General features: G+C 41.1%; 15 protein-coding genes. 1 reads left to right on the forward strand and 14 read right to left on the reverse strand.

Annotated elements, in window-relative coordinates; all coding sequences use genetic code 11:
• Positions 1-403: 403 nt before the first annotated feature.
• The 13 genes from CVV21_00915 to CVV21_00975 form a co-directional block, all read right to left on the reverse strand.
• The gene (locus CVV21_00915; protein PKL92936.1) at positions 404-4,243 is read right to left on the reverse strand and encodes a hypothetical protein; all 3,840 of its coding nucleotides are present in this window, start codon (positions 4,241-4,243) and stop codon (positions 404-406) included.
• 113 nt (positions 4,244-4,356) lie between these two features.
• The gene (locus tag CVV21_00920; protein PKL92937.1) at positions 4,357-5,373 is read right to left on the reverse strand and encodes a hypothetical protein; all 1,017 of its coding nucleotides are present in this window, start codon (positions 5,371-5,373) and stop codon (positions 4,357-4,359) included.
• On the reverse strand, positions 5,374-5,847 hold the full coding sequence (locus tag CVV21_00925) for a hypothetical protein (protein ID PKL92938.1): 474 nt from the start codon (positions 5,845-5,847) through the stop codon (positions 5,374-5,376).
• The gene (locus CVV21_00930) at positions 5,807-6,154 is read right to left on the reverse strand and encodes a hypothetical protein (GenBank protein ID PKL92939.1); all 348 of its coding nucleotides are present in this window, start codon (positions 6,152-6,154) and stop codon (positions 5,807-5,809) included. Before CVV21_00930 ends, CVV21_00925 begins: the two co-directional genes overlap by 41 nt.
• Before the next feature lie 13 nt (positions 6,155-6,167).
• Positions 6,168-7,658, reverse strand: coding sequence for a hypothetical protein (locus tag CVV21_00935; protein ID PKL92940.1), 1,491 nt, complete (start codon positions 7,656-7,658; stop codon positions 6,168-6,170).
• Positions 7,655-9,226 carry a hypothetical protein gene (locus CVV21_00940; GenBank protein PKL92941.1) on the reverse strand — a complete coding sequence of 524 codons (1,572 nt, stop codon included), beginning with the start codon at positions 9,224-9,226 and terminating at the stop codon, positions 7,655-7,657. The genes CVV21_00935 and CVV21_00940 overlap by 4 nt, the downstream gene beginning before the upstream one ends.
• Positions 9,227-9,263: 37 nt before the next feature.
• Positions 9,264-11,129 (reverse strand): hypothetical protein, encoded by a 1,866-nt coding sequence (locus CVV21_00945; protein PKL92942.1) that lies wholly within the window; start codon positions 11,127-11,129, stop codon positions 9,264-9,266.
• Positions 11,130-11,284: 155 nt separating this feature from the next.
• Positions 11,285-12,934: a hypothetical protein gene (locus CVV21_00950; GenBank protein PKL92943.1), complete on the reverse strand. Its 1,650-nt coding sequence runs from the start codon at positions 12,932-12,934 to the stop codon at positions 11,285-11,287.
• 207 nt (positions 12,935-13,141) lie between these two features.
• Positions 13,142-13,390: a hypothetical protein gene (locus CVV21_00955; GenBank protein PKL92944.1), complete on the reverse strand. Its 249-nt coding sequence runs from the start codon at positions 13,388-13,390 to the stop codon at positions 13,142-13,144.
• Positions 13,387-14,088 (reverse strand): hypothetical protein, encoded by a 702-nt coding sequence (locus tag CVV21_00960; GenBank protein ID PKL92945.1) that lies wholly within the window; start codon positions 14,086-14,088, stop codon positions 13,387-13,389. Before CVV21_00960 ends, CVV21_00955 begins: the two co-directional genes overlap by 4 nt.
• 105 nt (positions 14,089-14,193) lie before the next feature.
• On the reverse strand, positions 14,194-15,426 hold the full coding sequence (locus tag CVV21_00965) for a DEAD/DEAH box helicase (protein ID PKL92946.1): 1,233 nt from the start codon (positions 15,424-15,426) through the stop codon (positions 14,194-14,196).
• 22 nt (positions 15,427-15,448) lie between these two features.
• Complete coding sequence (locus CVV21_00970) at positions 15,449-16,180, reverse strand: hypothetical protein (GenBank protein ID PKL92947.1); 732 nt, start codon at positions 16,178-16,180, stop codon at positions 15,449-15,451.
• Positions 16,177-16,938 (reverse strand): hypothetical protein, encoded by a 762-nt coding sequence (locus CVV21_00975; GenBank protein PKL92948.1) that lies wholly within the window; start codon positions 16,936-16,938, stop codon positions 16,177-16,179. The genes CVV21_00970 and CVV21_00975 overlap by 4 nt, the downstream gene beginning before the upstream one ends.
• 143 nt (positions 16,939-17,081) lie before the next feature.
• On the opposite strand from CVV21_00975, the gene CVV21_00980 reads away from it, so the two are divergent.
• A complete protein-coding gene (locus CVV21_00980; protein PKL92949.1) occupies positions 17,082-17,957 on the forward strand; it encodes a cation-efflux pump in 876 nt (291 codons plus the stop codon).
• 47 nt (positions 17,958-18,004) lie between these two features.
• On the opposite strand, the gene CVV21_00985 is transcribed toward CVV21_00980, so the two are convergent.
• Positions 18,005-18,346, reverse strand: coding sequence for a hypothetical protein (locus tag CVV21_00985; protein ID PKL93054.1), 342 nt, complete (start codon positions 18,344-18,346; stop codon positions 18,005-18,007).
• Positions 18,347-18,364: the final 18 nt, after the last annotated feature.

Genomic DNA, 18,364 nt, shown 5'->3' on the forward strand with positions numbered 1-18,364 from the left:
CAATTTACTTATGGAGGGTTGGTGATTCAGATAAAACTTAATTACCGCTGTTTTGATTTGCACCCCAGCTTCTTTGCGAATTCATCAAAATCAGTGGCGGTCTTTTTGCCATATTTAACATATTCCTCATGCATCATCAAATCCTCTTTGCGTGTCTCACGCTCAATCTCATTCTAAATGGCATTACCCAGGAAAGCCCAGATTTCTATTCCCTTCTTTTCACAAAAATCCCGCATTAAATTCCTTTTAGTCTCCTCAATTTTAACTGTACACGAAACTAACTTAGCCATCAAAACCACCCCCTATTTATTATCATCATCGGCATTATTAAACCATAAACACCCATACTTGGACAACCCGCTACAGTTATGTTATTTAATAATGTTTCAGAATGCGGTTAAAACTATATGTGAGCAGCTTTTTTCCTCACATTTTTTATGGACTCATAAGTAATTATCTTATCAAATTGCTTATAATCACGATTTGATCTTATTCTTTCATTATTCTCATTATACTCTACGCACTTGCGTTCACCTTGAATTATCCAAATAAATTCCATTTTAGAACTCTTAAGATATGCATCCAATTTGTCTTTTCGAATGAAAAGAAAGTCCTCTTGATTATTGAAATCTTTCTCTTTTTTTAAAGGAAATATAACAACATCACCATTGCTATTATAAAAGCTATAATCTACTGGATTTATATATAACTTCAATTTTTTTGCCAATTGTTTATCGGGAACATATGGATGTGTTCCCTGATTTAAAATGCTATGATAATATTCCCATTCAAAGTTTTTATATGCATATCTAAATGGTATACTTCGAATATCTTTTTCAATCTTCACTTCATAATATTTACCTTTAATCTTCTTCAATCTGGATTCCATCGCAAACATATCTGCGATTGTCATGTTATTTTCTTTTAAAAAGTTTGATAGTTCTTCATTTTCAACATTAGCATCTTTTGAAGGTGGTATTCTTTCAATTAACATTCTTCTTTCCTTTAAAATGAGTTCCAGGTAGTCAGTATTCGTTTTTCTATAATATTTGTGCCATGGTATTTCACCAGCATAAGTATATGTGTCACTTGGCACATCACCTCCGCCTAATTCAAATTGCATTTTACTATTTCCGAATTCCTTTAAATCTTTTGCTGTTTCCTTACTTATGAATGCCCCTTTAGTATAAATGTGAATATATCTTTTATCTTTTTTAGACTCTTGTACTATTAAACCACCTAACAGTACCCATTCATGACCAAAATTTTTAATACTATTAGGAACTAATAAATCATTAAGTTTTGGCACAGATTTCTGATTCAACCATTTTTCTATTGATGAAATGTTATCTCCCAAATAGGACCACTTCATGAAATCCGGTTCCCTTGGAAACTCAGGAAAACTCGGATCAACTCCACAATCAGACAAGCGTTCAGGCCCATAATCATCTTTTATAACACCCATATCTTTTCGATAACCATATAATTCAAAAAATGATATCCAAGCATACTTTTTGCCATATCTTTCAATCTTTACATTCTCATCAGTTCGCCAACTATCAGTAGCAATCTCTTGATCAACCTTTGAAAATTTCTCAAGCGAATAACCAAGGTTATATATACGCCACCAAATATTTTGCAAAATTAATTTATAATCATTATTACTATTATCATAATTCCTTCTGGTTGGCGATAAACGTCCTAATGTATAGTTTTTAAAATCCATGCCCAACGGACAATCCCCACCTCTATATTTATTTTCATCTCTATCTTTTGCTTTCCCCCATTTTCTGCAACTTCCACCTTTAAAAGGTTTTATCAACCTTGAATATACTATTTGTTTGTTTTTCCCGCATACTTTTGACGTTAATTCAATAATACCTAATGCAGAATCTCTTAAGAGAATATTTGTAGTAGCAAATTCAGAACTCTTACAAAACATTTGTCTATAAATTTTAGGAATCAATTTATTAACTTTAAATATTTTCTTTCTTCCCTTTTTACTATGTACTAATCTCATTAAAGTTCCATAACTCGCAGAAAACATTCTTTCAACAATATATGGATCATTAATATTTAGACTATTGATTGTTTTCTTCAACAAAGCTTCGGGATTTCTTATGCCTAAATATACAAGCGATCTTGTAGCCTTATCTCTTAACGATCTATTTGTTGATGATAAAACCCACGTAAGCACATCAATATATAGTGATAGGTATCTTTTAGAGACTTTATTATGATTAATTTCTATCCAGGTAATAAGTTTTTGAATTGCTGAAGACTCATATTCATTTCTAAGGTATTCTGTCCAAAATAAATCTCTATCAATTAAATCCATTGAAAAAAGCCATTTATATAACTTTTCATTAAAGCGATGGTTCTTAACGGCCAAAGTTATAATAGAATCCAATGCTTTAAACCGTAATTGTTGATTTTTTAAAAATAAGTTCAAATATTTACTAGTTCTTTTTGTAATAAAGTTAATTGGTCTCCAAGCCAATCCCCTAATAAAAGATTCACAATACATATAACTTATCTTTTTCCAATCTAGCAAATCAAATATTTCATTTTTATTTTCATCCCTAATCGGAAATTCTAACATAATTGCTTCTGCAAGATTTATATATTCGCCATAATTAGATTCACAAAATATTTTTCCTAAAAAACCTTGTTTTAGAGCATTCTTTTTTTCAGTAATGTTTTTCTCCGTTAATTCCATCTTGAGAATTGATCTTGCTATCAAATGATCAGATACTTTTTGATATGGAAATTTAATCACTTCCACCCATGAATTATCTCCTTCATAAATACAAGTTTTAATAAACATACCTTCGGAACAACATTTTTTTATAAATATATCCTTTTCTGACGTCGTCATTGGTGTTAGCATTTTTAAATCATTAAATTCAGAAGGATTTATATAGTCACGTTGTTTTGCAGACATGACATCTGCAACTTCCTTTGCAACCAGCCAGCAAAAATCCCTTTTTGACGAGAAAGCACTTACAAAACTGCCTCCAACCCTTTCATAAAATTGTTCCAAGATAAAAGTCATACTCTTTTGTCCAGAACATATCGAATTTAATTCTTTTGATTTATGTTTCTTTTCGTGCAAGAAACTAAGTGATTCAGTAAATAATTTTAGAAATAGTGGATTACTATACTCATCTTCCAGCAAAGGCACTTCAGGGGCTGGAACTTTCTTCCATTTAAAAAAAGCCTGTTGCGCATCAAATTCAATTTTACGAAATCCAAAATGTTTGATCGGAGCAATTAGAGTGCCGTTGACTTTTGTTAATAATAGTTTTTCATATGGTGTACGACAACTTAGAACCAGCCCTATACCCTTATACAAACTCATTTTTTGTATTAAGTTTTTTAGCTGTTTCTCCCATTCCTGAATAGAACTATCATTGATTGCATCTACTATCAACAACGAACGCATTTTGTTAGTTTTTGCATAGTCACTCATCTGTTTTAAAAAAGTATCTACTGTCATATTGTATCCATTTACTTTTACAATATTTTCTAGAATATCCCCTTCAACATTTAAATTTTCAGCTAATGTTATAACTGACATTGCTCCTTGTTCTACATTTCTTAAAGCTAAGTCACACAAGGTATGTGTTTTACCTATTCCAGCCTCTCCGTAAATTAAAACAAATGGTTTATTATGTATATCTGAGCCGTATTCGGTTAAAAAAATATAAAACATTTCTGTAACTTCCATTACATCTCTTAACGACGAAATAACCCCTTCATAATTATTATTTAAATCAGATTTATCGACTTTTTGAGGAGCAATTCTTTCTTCTTTTTTTCTCATACGAGAACTCATAATAATTTTATCAAGCCTCTCTTTCCCAATCTTCAGTTCTTCTAATATATCATTTAATTCAACGTCATGAAAAAGTCCAATATTGTTTCTAATAATAATTATAGTTTGTATTATTGATTTTAGATTCTTTTGACTTAAACACAAGGCGTCTTTTTCTTGGTCTGAAAGTATCGAATTTTCGCTATCAAAAATATAAAGTTTTAACGTTTCTTTTGCTTTCTTTTCAATCACGTTTAAAGTTTCAATAAATTCTCCTTTTTGAAACAAACTATCAAAAAGATTTTCAAATTTCGCAATATGCAAATTAGGAGACATTTTGTCTAAGGCAGGAGTATATCTTGGACCAGCTTGTTTTAATGCTGCATTTATATTTTTCCGACAACTTTTCAAAGTAATTTTATTCAATTCTATTGCTCCAAAATTAACATATATTATTTTTAAGAAACACGGCAAGATACTCTAAGTGTCTGATCAAAATATCTCACAAACTGAGTGTTTTACCATATTCACCAAATCCCTTACGCGGATTCTCTTTTTACAAGCTCCGGTTCAAATACAAGATTCTTGGGGGTGGTAAGTTTGCCCTGCATGGCTTCAAGGGTTATCACAAACGCCTCGTTTCCCATTCTCTCCACAGGGTGCCTTACAGTAGTCAGCGACGGCGTAAACGCTGACGCTACGGGTATGTCGTCATACCCTATAACCGCAATGTCTTCCGGTACGCGAAGCCCCGCTTCTTTTACCGCGTTTATCGCGCCAATTGCCGTGCTGTCGCCCGCGCCGCAGAATATCGCGTCAATGTCTTTATGCGACTTTAAAAGGTTCTGCGTTATCGCGCGTCCTTCATTTATATAATTGTTATTTACCTCTGCCATAATCTCATCGCGGACTGAAATGCCGCGGCCTACAAGCGCCTTTTTATAACCTTCTTCCCTTTCTATTATAGAAGGCCATGTCTCGCCGCCTGTTTTTGCCATTCCAATGTACGCTATATTGCGCCTTCCTTTATTTATAAGGTAATCAGCCGCCGTAAAAGCGCCTTTTTCATTGTCGCATTTAACGCTATGCGCGCCATCCATACACCCGTCTATTAAAATCAGCGGCACCCCTGCTTTTTTTAACTTTTCCATATGCCCCTGTTCCGGTTTTATGCCAAGCATAATTATAGCGTCTGCTTTTCTGTTTAAAATTATGGAATCAATTATCTGATCTTTAAACGCGCCTTCGCCCCTTGTGGAATACGGTATCAGGTCATAGTTCGCGGACAACCCTGCTAAGTGCACGCCGTCTTCAATTTCGCGCAGTATATTCATTCCAAACACTGAAGTAAACCGCGTGCTGATAAACGCTATTGAATCCGCCTTTGCGCCCACTAACGCCCTGGCGGTTTTGTTCGGCCTGTACTGAAGTTCTTCTATTGCCTTTAAAACCCTTTCTTTTGTAGCGGGCGCCACTTTATCCACGCCATTGACCACAAAAGATACCGTGTTGTATGAAACACCCGCGATTTTCGCGACGTCTTTTATAGTTGCCATTTATTTGTTTACCTTCCCTTTTTTATTCTGCATTATTATAAAGGTATTCTCATTATAATTTTTTCTTCTTTTGTACAAAACCCTGTCGCAAAGGGCTTTTATTGTCTTTATTCCCATTTTGCCGCCCAGCCCTCTTTTAATCCTGCGCGATGTATCCGGAATTTCATACGCCGTCATGTCAAACCGCGGCGCGGAATCCAATACCGTTATTTTTGCGGCCGGATAATTAAGCTTCATTATAATATCTATCTTCCCGGGCTTCTCCGCGTACGCGTGTTTTATCAGATTTTCGCAGTGCTCTGTTATTGACACTTTCAGCGCGGATATTTTATCCTGCGCAAAACCGTGATTCTTCATGGCATCGTTTATAAATTTCCTTATCACACCCAGGTTCTGCGCTTTTGCTTCCACTTTTAATTCGGATATTTCAGCTTTATTTGGCATAGCTGTCCAGTGCCTCTTTAACCGTTTCATAACTTTCTATCACTCCGTCAATTCCCACAAGGCTGTACACCCTTTTCGCGTCCGGCTGCATGGCCGCAAGTTTCATTTCACTGCCTTCTGCCTGTAATTCTTTGAATTCATTTAAAAATGCGGTCCAGCCGGCCGAACTTATAAAATCAAGCTGCTTCATATCCGCCACATATTTCGCTTTCTTATGCTTAGACGATATTTCTTTAAAGCCCAGCGTAAAAGCCGCCACCGACGAAGAGTCCAGTTCGCCGTAAACCCGCACAATTATTATTTCTCCGTCCGCGTTTTCCCTGATTTCAAATGGCATTTTATTACCTCCGTTAAGCTGTCCTGCCTATTAACAAAACAGCGATATCATCGCTTTGTTCTTCTTTGCCCGTAAAAACATCAACATCATAAAGCAGTGCGTCAATTATTTCCCGGCATGCACTGCCGCCGTTTTTCTGCAGTGACGTTACCGCCCTTTCCATGCCAAACCTGCCTCCGCTTTTGGACTTAGCCTCGCTTATGCCGTCCGTGAAAAGAAGCAGTTTGTCGCCTTTTTCAATTTTTACAGTTATCTTTTCAAGGCGGGTTTCAAAATTATTGCCTTTTAAAATTCCTATAGCCGCGCCTTTGGGGCAGTATGATTCCACCGCGCCCGCGCCGCTTTTATAAAACAGTATTTCGTGGTGGCCGGCAGACGCCATTTCAATTAAACCGCCTGCCGTATCAAGCACGGCGTAAAAAATTGTCGCAAAAATATTTCCTTCCACCCTGCCAAGAAGCCCGTTGTTAAGGTTTATAAGGACCCGCACAGGGTCAGAATTTAACATGGCTTCGGTGTTTAATACACCCCTTAACATCGTCATGATAAGCGCGGCAGGCACACCTTTGCCCGACACATCAGCCATAACAATGCCGAACTTTTTATCAGCAAGCGGAATTACATCATAATAATCGCCGCCTATTTCTTTAGCCGGTTTGTAAAATGCCGATGCTTCATATTTTCCCATATCGGGAAATTTTTTGGGCAGCAGCGAATCCTGAAGCCTGCTTGCAATTTCAAGTTCTTTTTCCATTGCCAGTTTTTCAAGCGCGGTTTTCTGCGCGCGTTTAAGGTCATCAGTCATTTCATTGAAAGCGCCGGCAAGCAGCCCAAGTTCATTTTTGCTGTTAATCACAATCTTGTGATTTAAATCGCCGCTGCCGGCAATTTTTACTCCCTGCGCGAGGATATTTATGGGTTTTGTAATAGCCGTGCTTAAAAAGAAAGCGCCTATAATACTTAAAATCACCGCGATTACCGTCACCAGCGCTATGTTAATGTACGTCTGTTTTAAAGCGCGGCTGATAAGGTCATAAGATACTGCCACGCGCACCACGCCTGTCCTTGCTTTATGTTTGGCAATTGCCGCGGCGGTAAATTCTATTAATCTGCCGCCGGACTCTGTTTCAAATATAGTATTTTTCGCGGCAGTTGTTTTTATCACCCGTCCGGGCTGCGAATATTTCTTTTTTACCCGCGTCATATCGTTATGCGCAAGTATCACTCCGTTTGAACCCACCACCATCGCGTAAATTACGCCCTTGTTCTGCATCGCTTCTTTTAAAACTTTCGCGGCTTCAAGCTCGTGCCTCATCATTATAAAATCCGCGATATTATTGGCAATATTGCGGGCTGTACTTATACCCCTTAATTCCACTTCGTTTATAAGGCTTTTTTTATGTATGTTAAGCAGCATAAAGCTCATTATTCCGGTTATAGTAAGGGTAAGAAAAAGTACAACCCCCATCACTTCCCACTTCATGCTGTTAAAATTTTTTTTCATTCTATCCCGCGCCTTTTAAGTTCTTCAATTTCCGCCTGTGTTTTTCTTAAATCTCTCACAGACTTGACGTCATCCGGGTTTATCGCCAGGACTTTCTTCCACATTTCAACAGCTCCCTTTAAATCGCCCTCTGTGTAGCTGTTTACAGCCAGATAATACATTCTGTCCGCCGCCTCTTTCTGTTCGCGCGTCAGCCGAACTTTGCCGCTGCCGGATTCCATATCTTTTTTCGCTTTTGCGATTAAAGACCTAAGCGCTTTATTCCCCGGCCTGCGCTTTAAGGCCGCTTCCCACTGTTTTATTGCCTCATCATACTGTTTTTTCTCGTATAATTCAATGCCCGCGGAAATATAAGCGTCCGTATCGCCGCTGTAATCCGTGCCTTCGCCGCTTTTTATCTTTTCTTTAAGTTTTTCTTCAAGAATCTTTTTCATTTTCAGCGACGGTTCATAATCTTTTTTCCATTCCAGCGACTTTTCCGCCTCTGTAAGGGCGTCTTCAAATTCATTTCTAAGGTAATATGCGTAAGCGCGGCGGTAATACGCTTCCGCCTCTTCTTTTAATTTTATCTTAAGCCTTTCTTCCACTATCCTGCGCACTTCAGCGTAAATGCTCCTGCGCCTGTGCGCTTTCTGATCTTCCAGTGTCATGCCAAACGCGTATGAAAGGGTGTACCTGTCCATCCTTCCAAAACTGCCGTTTGATACAAACGCGTAATCAAATTTAATGTCATATAAATACAGCCCCGCGCCAAAAGTAAATTCCCCGTCTGTATAGCCCGCCCTTGCGCCCGTAATTCCCGCCCATTTTATCTCTATGCCAACCCTGTCTTTAAAACCTTCCTTTTCACCGGCAGAAATATCATAAGCGGCCTTAAATTCAAAATCCGCGTATTTGTGTTTTGCCATAACCCCAAGGGTGTATGTGCGCCCAAGCGTTTCGGTGACCGACTGCATTGAAAAAGCAGGCGTTATAAGGTTGCGGGCGATAAGCCCGGCGCGCAGAAAAGAAAAAGGTTCGTACAGCACGCCTATATCCGCGCCGAATCCGGCGTAATTAAACCGCGCCATATTGGAGTAATAAATGTCAAAATTCGCGCCGGCAGAAAAGCCGTCGGTTATTTTGCGCGCGTATGATAAGGCCGCTTTGTACTGGCCGTTTTTAAAATCAGAAGTTTGGTTTCCGTCCGTATCATAACCTTCCATACCGTCAGCGGAAAACATAAACAGCGCCGCGCCAATGGTTCCAAAATTAAGCAGCGGCTGCCCGTAAGAAACAGACCCGTAAGACACGGCTTCATATAAGGGGTAATATAACAGCGCTATTTCCTGTTTTTTAACAAGCACAAGCCCCGCGGGGTTGTAATGAATTGCGGACAAATCATCTGCCACAGCCGTAAAAGCGCCTGCCATGCCGTCCGGCCTGGAACCGGCGCCGGCCATGAAAACATTTTCACTGCCGTAATCGCCGGGCGCCCCCTGTAAGGGAAAAAAACAAAACAACGCAAGCACTGTCAGCGCCGTTAATTTAATTTTTAGTATGCCTGTTTTAACCGCGGTCTTTTTCACAAAAACCTCATCACCCGTCACAGCCTGTTTTTTATTTTTACCTTAATACGGCCATTTTCTTAACAAGTTTTGCTGTTACTCCTGTTGATTTATCCTTAACTTCCAGCACGCATAAATAAACGCCGGACAATACTTCAATTTTATTATCATTCGTACCGTCCCATTCATCTTCAGAATGGCGCCCCGCGGATTTTACGGTTTTATCCAGGACAGTCTTTACGTGTTTTCCCGTGACGGTAAAAATTTTTATGCTTACTTCCGAATCATTTTTTAAGTGATAACTGATACTTGCAGGCGACTGTTTTGGATCCACAGGATTGGGAAAAATATGAAACGATTCCTTAAGCGCGGGCGGAACCGGCGTGGCTGTCGCCGTGGGGCTGGGGCAGAACCCAAGCATAATATCCCCCAGATTCGCCGAACTTTCCCAGTTATTTTCATCCCCGTTCCATACAAGCTGTCCCACGCGCTCCGTGGTGCCGTTGTTAAAATCAATCTGCACGTCAAACTGATAAAAACTTCCGGTTACAGGGACAACGCCCAGCGTTGACCACGGTATCAACACTTCCATTATATATCCCGCAGAACCGGCTTTAAGAGTGCTTTTGTATTGAAGCCCGCCCGGCGGCAGAGCGACAGTGGCGTTTAAGCAGAACTGCAGGCAGTCGTAACTTATCATAAAATGAAAATCGCCCACAGAGCCGGGATAAGGCTGGGTGCCGCGGTCATTGGCCATATCAAGGTATATTTCCACCGCGGAATCATTGTAATTGGCGCACGCCACCTGCGTGGCGTTAAGGTAGGAATCGTTTACGTCAACACCCACATAAAGGTTATCATTATCCCAAAGGGTTTTAAAACTTCCGGAAATATTATTCGGGTTTGTACCAAGGCACAGTTCAGATACCTGATATTCCTGCGCGGACGCCCACGAACTTTCATTCATTAATCCGTCAATGGTTATGCCCCGCGCGCATCCGGCGGTTGCCGTCAAAGAAGCAGACATTGTTATATAATAATTTTGATCCGCCTGGCTTCCGCAATCATCGGTATATACAGCGGCAAACGTATTAAGCCCCGGCGTTAAAGGTATTGCTGATAATTCGCGCGATAATGAAGTGAATCCTGACGGCCCGGTCCAGCTCCATGTTCCGCCCGTTAAAGGCTGCGGGCCAAGGTTTACCACAGAACCCTGATTTACGGTAACGGTGTCTGTCTGCTGCCAGGTTCCGCCGTTTACCTGAAGATATGGAATGATTTGCGGTGTCGCGCACGGCGTCCTCGTGCAGGTGGGCGTGGGCGGCATGGGGTTTATCTGCACCGCGCAGACCTGCGCATTGTCAATTACGGCAGGCCCGAACTGAATTGATATCTGCCCTGCCGCCGGAGATATATTATCAAACGTTTTGCTTACCGCCCTGAAAGCGGAACCCGCTTCATTATAAATATCAAAATCGTCAAGCACCCGCGTGCTGTTTATAAATACGTCAAATATCCTGTCACCTGCGGCTTCCCAGTATAATTCAGCGAATTTAAGCGTAACCTGATAACTGCCCGGCGGCACATTGAATGTGTATGTGAAGGGGTTCCCGTATCTTTCAAACTGGTAAAGCGGGCTGTCAGCGGTATTTGCAACCGTAACCGTAACACTGTGCCCATACCCGCCGCTGTAATTTGTATCCGCCGCCCATGTGTTGCCCCAGCTGTCAGGATACGCGGCGCCCCCCGCGTTTACCCGCCACACGGATGAAACAGCAATATTATATGTAGGGGTGATAGTGGCGGTGGCCGTGATGGTAAGTGTTGCTGTTGCGGCATTAGCAGCGCATGCAATTATTAAAGTATATAGGAGTACATTCAGGCTTTTGATTAGAATTACCGGAGCACTTGCCGATTTTTTCATTAATCACCCCGCAATATCGCTGCATGTATTATCCGAGTTTTTTTTATCGGGTAATTATATATCATGGCCATTTCAAATACCATAACTATATAAACGCATACGGTCAGAATATACCGTTGTGCACGGGCTGTCAATAAAAGATATTCCCCCCTGCCTTAAATCTCCATCTTCTTCAGCCGGTTAATCCCCGCCCAAAGCGAAAATACGGTGATTGCAACCGATGAAACAAAGGCCGCGGCAAACAGCCATATATATTCCCGCGGGTTAAATACAATCGCGCGGACAAGGGTTGACCTGTAATAATCCCTGACAGGGTCGGCTACAAGGGCAAGCGTTATCCCTATAAACACCATTGTCACAAACATATACGAAAGCCCGGCGACGCCCGTAATCATCTCTTCCGCATTTTTTATTTTGAAATTCGCGAAATACCCCCCAAAACCCGTGCCCACACCTGATATTACCAAAGTCACGCACACGGTTGAAAATATGGTTACATAATTAATGAACGGGTCTGATTTTAAAATCCTGATTGACAGCAGCGCGATTACAAGCCCGATAATCATCATGGGAATTCCGTACGCGATAAATTTATCAATAACATATTTTGTCATGGTAGTGGGGGCAGAGCGGTATATCCAGAACGCGCGCCCTTCCACGCTAATCACGGGAAGAATAAACCTGGAACCGATAGCGGAAATTATGAACCCTATGAAACCTATATTAAGGAAGTAAATTACGTTTTTAAGGTCAAACAGTTCGGACGGCATCTTATACATATTAAAAAGATAAATCACCACAACGCCGAATAAAAATACCACCTGTATCCACTGCGAAGTGTCACGTACAAGGTATTTCACATCCTTGATAAGCTGCGATTCAAATACCTTTCTGCGGGTAAAAGCGCGGCCTGCTGCAAGGGGCTTTTCTTTCTTATAAATCCCTTTTTTTCCATAGCCGTCAAAGTACCATAGCCCCGCGGCTTTTATCACAAGGGCGAATATTAAAATCGCGGCTGACCCATACGCCAGCAAAGGTCCGATCCCGCGGTAAATGCCGTAAGCCGTGACATCTTTTACGATGGAGATAAAATGCGTGTGCGGCAGAAAGAAGCTTTCCGGAGTCCTCAGATATTTTAAGAATTCAGATACATCCTGCATGGAACCCGCTGACAGCTTTTCCGGCTCCAGCATCCTGAAATATAAAACAATTCCCACAAGAAAAATACCGCTCATTGCTATTGCTATATTGCGTATGCTTTCCGCCGGGAAATACCTGACCAGCACAAGCGTAAGGGTAATACCCGCGGATGCCATAACAATAAAAAACGGAATATGCGCCGCCATTATAAAAAGGTACTGGTAAAAGTCTATTTTTAAAACAGTACTGTACGCCGCAAACACGGGAATGGACATTAAAAGCATCATCCAGCACGCTTCAAAAATTATTTTAAGGTACTGAAAGGTAAAAATATCCTCCGCTTTTATCGGCGAACTGAAAAGAAAATCCATATCGCGGCTTAAATACAGAACCGGTATTGCCGACACCACTGCCGACATCACAATCATGTAAGAGAAAGTCATGTAGATAGCGGACAAAAGCCTGTTTACCAGAAGCCCGCCTATTAACTGCGCCCCGTAAAAGTGTTTGAAGATAAAAAAGAAAAGCTGGTATATCATAGGAAAGAACACCAGCGAAAAGACAATAAGCAGAAAAAACTTAACCAAGTCCCCCTTTACAGGGTGCTTGAATTTGTTTTTAAACTGCGTAAAATAAAAACCTGATAACAGCGCAATCTCCCTCATATAACTGTCTTGCCTCCTGCTTTAAATAGTAATATAATTATTATAATACAAAAACATACTAATTAACCGTCTTAAACACCGTCTAGTTTTTTACGGCCGATTATTTACAACAAATTCATCATTTTCAATGTTTTCAGATTCAATAAATCTAATATCTTTAAGCATACGCTTTTTTATACCCGGCGAATCACAGAAAAAAGCTTACTTTCAAGAACTCTTATTCAATTTAATCCCTTTAAGCGTGTTTATGCCTTTTTGCGTTGCAATATACTTTTGCTTGGAACTGCTTGGTTTATCCGGTATTGTCATTTTAATCAGGTTGTATTTTATAAGCGGTTTTATAATTTCATTCCTTGTCCTGCTTTTATTTGTTTTTCCAATCAGCTCCATTACGGCCTGCAGCGTTGTTTCGCCGGAAGCTGCGTTTAATACAGCCACCGCTGTGTTTATACTCATGAACTTAGGACAGACCTGAGACAGACTTGGGACAGACTTAGGATCAACCTGAGACATTGGAAGTGTTTTTTCAGATACGTTTTTATCTGAAGTTGTAGCTCCGGCAGAGCCACCCCCTTTGCGCTCTCATATAAACCGCTGCCTGTGTCTTTTAAAAATTGAAGTATTATATCCCTCTTCATATCCCGTATATCGGCATTATGGTTAACCCTGTCGTCAAACGGAATGCGGGCAGATATTTCCAAAAGCTGTTTTTCCTCATGTTGATTTGCCTTTACTGTTGTGGAATGCCGCCTGATATAATAGGCTTTTTCTGAACCTTCATAGCTGACAGGCGCCTTATATGGCCGGTTTTCCCCTCCCGGTACCCATAATACCAGGACTCTTTTTTTAAAATATATTTCAGGAGATAGAATCACCTGCGGAAAAGGTAATATCTTATACTGGGTTTCGATTATTTTCTTCTGGTATGCTTCAACCTGTGATTCTTTCAAGCCGGCCGGCGGAAGTTCAGGTGCCCCATCCGAGGATTTAACACCAAAAATTATATAACCGCCCCCGATATTATTAATATCATTCGCAAAAGCGCATATTGTCTGCGTTACTTTTTCCGGATTGAACCCTTCCTTATAATCCAGCCTGTCAGACTCTACAGTAAGCCCTTTGAATAATTCCTCTATCTTTATGGGTAACGGCATTTAACCTCCTGCTTTGCCATACAAAACATATAATAGTAATTATTGTATGGCAAACATAATTATCTTTGTCTGTTAAAAAACTTTTCAGCTGTGTTCCCTGGTCTTTCAATCCCTGTCCTTCCACTTCTTTTTCTCATTGTGCCGGTCAAACTTGGGCGGGCGTGCGGCTTCATACGGTTTTGGCAGCGGTATCAGCGGGACCGATGTAAACCCTTCATGCGGGACTTTATGGTGTTTTATAACCGGTATTACAGTCCTTATGATTGCTTCAATGGCTTTTACTTCCGCGCCCTGGTCAGGGGCGGCAAGCGATATCGCACGGCCGGTTAAACCGGCGCGGCCTGTCCTGCCTATCCTGTGCACGTAATTGGAAGCGTCATCAGGCAGGTCGTAATTAATTACAAGTTCAATTCCGGTAACATCAATGCCGCGGGCGGCAATATCGGTTGCCACCAGCACGCGGTACTTTTTTGATTTAAACCCTTCAAGAGACCTGTTTCTTTCATGCATTGCAAGGTCTGAATGTATCTCTGCCGCGGCAATGCCGGATTTTTTTAATTTTTGAGCAATCTTCGCCGCTGACTTTTTTGTGCGCGTAAACACAAGCACGCTGCCTGTCACTTCTTTTAAAAGCTCCAGTACAAGCACGCTTTTCATTTCCGGCTTTACAACGTAAAGTTCCTGGCTTACAAGTTCTATGGCTGTGCCTGCCGGCGCAATTTCAGTCACAACCGGCAGCTGCATATACTGCTCCGCTATTTTCAAAATATCCCCCGGCATAGTGGCGGAAAAAAGAAGCGTCTGCCTTTTTTTGCTGATGACAGAAAGTATTTCCTGAATGTCCCTTAAAAACCCCATATCAAGCATCCTGTCCGCTTCGTCAAGGACAAGAAAATTCACTTTGTTTAATTCCAGATTTCCCCGGTTAAGGTGGTCTATAAGCCGCCCCGGCGTGGCGATTATGATGTCCGGAGACTGCCCAATTCCGTCCACCTGCCCCTGCATATCATGGCCGCCGATGATTACAAGGCTTTTCATTTTAAAAGCGGGGATAAGCTGAAGCAGGGCTTCGTTTACCTGAAGCGCAAGCTCTCGCGTGGGTAATAAAATTAAGCCTTTGCCGCCGTTTTTAGAAAGCATCTGCACCATAGGGATACCAAAAGCAAAAGTCTTGCCCGTTCCGGTCTGGGCTATTCCTATTATATCTTTTCCTTCAACCGCTATTGGTATGGCTTTTGCCTGTATCGGGGTCGGGACAGTGAATTTTAATTTGGCAAGGATATCAAGAATTTTTTTATCAATACCCAACCCTGAAAATAAAGTGTGAGTATCCGTCATAGAATTGAAATCATCCGGTACATCATGATTTGATATTATTTTTATCAGTTATCATAAAGAACAGGTCTTCCAGCCGTTCTGTCCTGTTTGCCGTTTTAATCTGCTGCACCGTGCCTGTTATTAAAAGCTCCCCTTTGTCTATAATCCCGACCGTGTCGCACGTCTCTTCCGCGGTTTCCATTGAATGGGTGGACATAAAAACCGTCATGCCTTCTTTTGCCGCGGCTTTCAGTTCATTCTTTAACACCCTCATGGACTTTGGGTCAAGCCCCACCATGGGTTCATCAAGGATAAGCACCTTCGGCGAATGTATCATTGCCGCGACTATCAGAAGTTTCTGGCTCATCCCGTGTGAATAGCTTTCTATAAAATCATTTACAAAATCACCCACGCCAAAAACTTCCACATATCTGTCATACTGTTTTTTATAGTGTTCTTTATCCACCTTATACAGGTTTGCTATAAATTCAATAAACTCTATTCCGCGCAGTTTTTCAAACATATACGGGTTGTCCGGGATAAGCGAAAATTTATGTTTGTATTCAACGGGATTATCGCTTAAACATATCCCGTCAATACAGGCAGAACCGGAAGTAATCTCTGTTAAACCGGTCATCATCTTTATGGTGGATGTTTTACCCGCGCCGTTGGGCCCTAAAAAACCGAAAATTTCACCCTTCTTTATTTCAAGGTTAAGCCCTTTGACCGCGGTAAAACTTCCGTATTTTTTTACAAGGTTCTCTATTTTTATCATTTTACCCCTTCTCCCGCTTCTTTTTCTATTTCAGGAGTGACGTTGAATTTATTTTTGAAGTGTTTGATGATAGTGGGGATAAAAAACGAAAAAATAAAAAGCAGCACAGGCAATACCACATCCGCGCGCCAGATGTCCGCGGAAAGCGACTTTATGATGTCTTTATGCACAGCGTATTTAATCGCAAGTTCTTTTAAAGCCGATACCAGAAACGTTATTACCACAAGCCCCGGTATTACACCTATCACTGTGCCCCAGAAAAAATCCCTGAACCTTATCTTGGAAAGCCCTACAGCGAAATTAAGATACGTAAAAGGCACAAACATAAGCCTTAAATACATTATGACCGAAAAACCGTGTTCCGCCGCTTTTTCATCAAGAGCTTTAAAATGGCCTTTTTGCAGCATCTTGGCTGCCATGTCCCTCATCAGATAGCGCGCTATGTAAAACGAAACCGCGCCGCCAAGGTAAGCGCCAAGCAGGTTTAAAGCAAGGCCAAACCACTGCCCAAACAAAAGCGCGCCTATGGAAGTGAAAATGCTTGCAGGCACAAAAAATAAAAGTGATAAAGCGTATATCAGTACAAACATAAAAGGAGCCCAGAACCCAAGGCCGTCAAGATAAGCCTGCAGCCCCGTGTAAAATTCCTGCCTTCCGTCTTCCGTAAAGAAATAATGCGACAGCGGGGAAAATTTAAGCACATATACCACCGCGGCTATAAAAAGGATAAGTATGACAACCTTTATTTCTTTTTTCATCTTAATCTCCCGTTTTGTAAATTAACCTAATTTTATCACAACTTGTGTTCAAAGACAAAAATATAATAAAACCCGTTTAATTATAACTTTTATCCCGTATTTTTTTTATGTTATACTGTTGAAAATCAGGAGGCTTTAAACAGATGAACGAAGCAGACAGTAAAAGGTCTTTACGGGTAATTATTATCGGGCTTATAGGAAACGTCTCCCTTGCCGCGTTAAAAATGGCAGCCGGTGTTTTTGGACACAGCCAGACAATGATTGCCGATTCCGTAAACCACATAGGCGACACAATATCAGATATTATGCTGCTTATAGGCCATAGGTTCTGGACTGCGCCGCCTGATGATACGCACCCTCACGGCCACAGGCGTATTGAAACGTTTATCGCAATCATAGTGGGAGTGCTTATAGCGTTAACGGGAATTTTTATCGGCTACAACGCGATAATAACTTTCAGGGAGCCGCAAGGCGCAAAACCGGAGCTTATTGCCCTTTACGCTGCAATATTTTCCATGATAATAAAAGAACTTCTTCACCGGTACACAATAAAACACGGCAAATCACTTCGCTCCCCCGCTTTAATAGCAAAAGCCGCAGACCACAGGGCGGACGCGGTGGAAGCAATTCCCGCGGCGCTTGCGGTTGCCGGCGCTATTTTTATCCCGCAGTGGGGATTTCTTGACCACGTTGGCGCGCTTATAGTAAGCGTCTTTATAATTCAGATGTCAATAAAAGTAATTGTGCCTTCATTCAATGAATTAACAGACAAAGGCGCGCCGCCGCAGACGCTTGCGTCAATTGAAGACTTATGCATGAAAGTGGACGGGGTTAAAAGTTTTCACAAACTGCGCACGCGCCACCTTGGAAGCATGCTGGCAGTGGAAATTCACATACAGCTTGACGGAGATTTAACAGTGCGCGAAGGGCATGTAATTTCCGGAAAGGTAAAAAACTGCCTTTTAAATTCAGACCTTGATATTATAGACGTGGTAATTCACATAGAACCTGATAAATAAATAAAGGCGCGGCAAACCCTGCCGCGCCTTTAGAAATACTTTTATTATTAAACCTGTTTTTCCGCCATATCCCCTATAACCGGCAGTTTAAACATCTCTTTCTGATACGCCTTTACCATAAGAATGACCCATAGCGCAATTATACCCAGAGTTACTGCCGGACTTAAAAGCGGCCCTATTACCGGAATAAAAGCAAGGGCAATTCCCATTATACCCGCCACAAAACTTGCTATGGAAAAAAATATGGACTGCAGCGCGTGAAACTTGACAAATTTGCTTTCCTTTTCCGTCAAAAGAAAAATAAGCCCCGTTACCCAGCCAAACACATAACAAAGAAGCCCTTCCACGTTCTCGTCAATCCCAAGTGATGTTTTCTTTTCATCCGCCATTTTCAAATACCCTCCTCT

It is taken from the genome of Candidatus Goldiibacteriota bacterium HGW-Goldbacteria-1, assembly GCA_002839855.1.
Taxonomy (GTDB): domain Bacteria; phylum Oederibacteriota; class PGYV01; order PGYV01; family PGYV01; genus PGYV01.

What these genes read in the sequence shown, in the direction of transcription:
- CVV21_00920 (PKL92937.1), bottom strand. Translation starts at nt 5,373, where the DNA reads ATGGCAACTATAAAAGACGTCGCGAAAATCGCGGGTGTTTCATACAAC.
- CVV21_00925 (PKL92938.1), bottom strand. Translation starts at nt 5,847, where the DNA reads ATGAAACGGTTAAAGAGGCACTGGACAGCTATGCCAAATAAAGCTGAA.
- CVV21_00930 (PKL92939.1), bottom strand. Translation starts at nt 6,154, where the DNA reads ATGCCATTTGAAATCAGGGAAAACGCGGACGGAGAAATAATAATTGTG.
- CVV21_00935 (PKL92940.1), bottom strand. Translation starts at nt 7,658, where the DNA reads ATGAAAAAAAATTTTAACAGCATGAAGTGGGAAGTGATGGGGGTTGTA.
- CVV21_00945 (PKL92942.1), bottom strand. Translation starts at nt 11,129, where the DNA reads ATGAAAAAATCGGCAAGTGCTCCGGTAATTCTAATCAAAAGCCTGAAT.
- CVV21_00950 (PKL92943.1), bottom strand. Translation starts at nt 12,934, where the DNA reads ATGAGGGAGATTGCGCTGTTATCAGGTTTTTATTTTACGCAGTTTAAA.
- CVV21_00955 (PKL92944.1), bottom strand. Translation starts at nt 13,390, where the DNA reads ATGAGTATAAACACAGCGGTGGCTGTATTAAACGCAGCTTCCGGCGAA.
- CVV21_00960 (PKL92945.1), bottom strand. Translation starts at nt 14,088, where the DNA reads ATGCCGTTACCCATAAAGATAGAGGAATTATTCAAAGGGCTTACTGTA.
- CVV21_00965 (PKL92946.1), bottom strand. Translation starts at nt 15,426, where the DNA reads ATGACGGATACTCACACTTTATTTTCAGGGTTGGGTATTGATAAAAAA.
- CVV21_00970 (PKL92947.1), bottom strand. Translation starts at nt 16,180, where the DNA reads ATGATAAAAATAGAGAACCTTGTAAAAAAATACGGAAGTTTTACCGCG.
- CVV21_00975 (PKL92948.1), bottom strand. Translation starts at nt 16,938, where the DNA reads ATGAAAAAAGAAATAAAGGTTGTCATACTTATCCTTTTTATAGCCGCG.
- CVV21_00980 (PKL92949.1), top strand. Translation starts at nt 17,082, where the DNA reads ATGAACGAAGCAGACAGTAAAAGGTCTTTACGGGTAATTATTATCGGG.
- CVV21_00985 (PKL93054.1), bottom strand. Translation starts at nt 18,346, where the DNA reads ATGGCGGATGAAAAGAAAACATCACTTGGGATTGACGAGAACGTGGAA.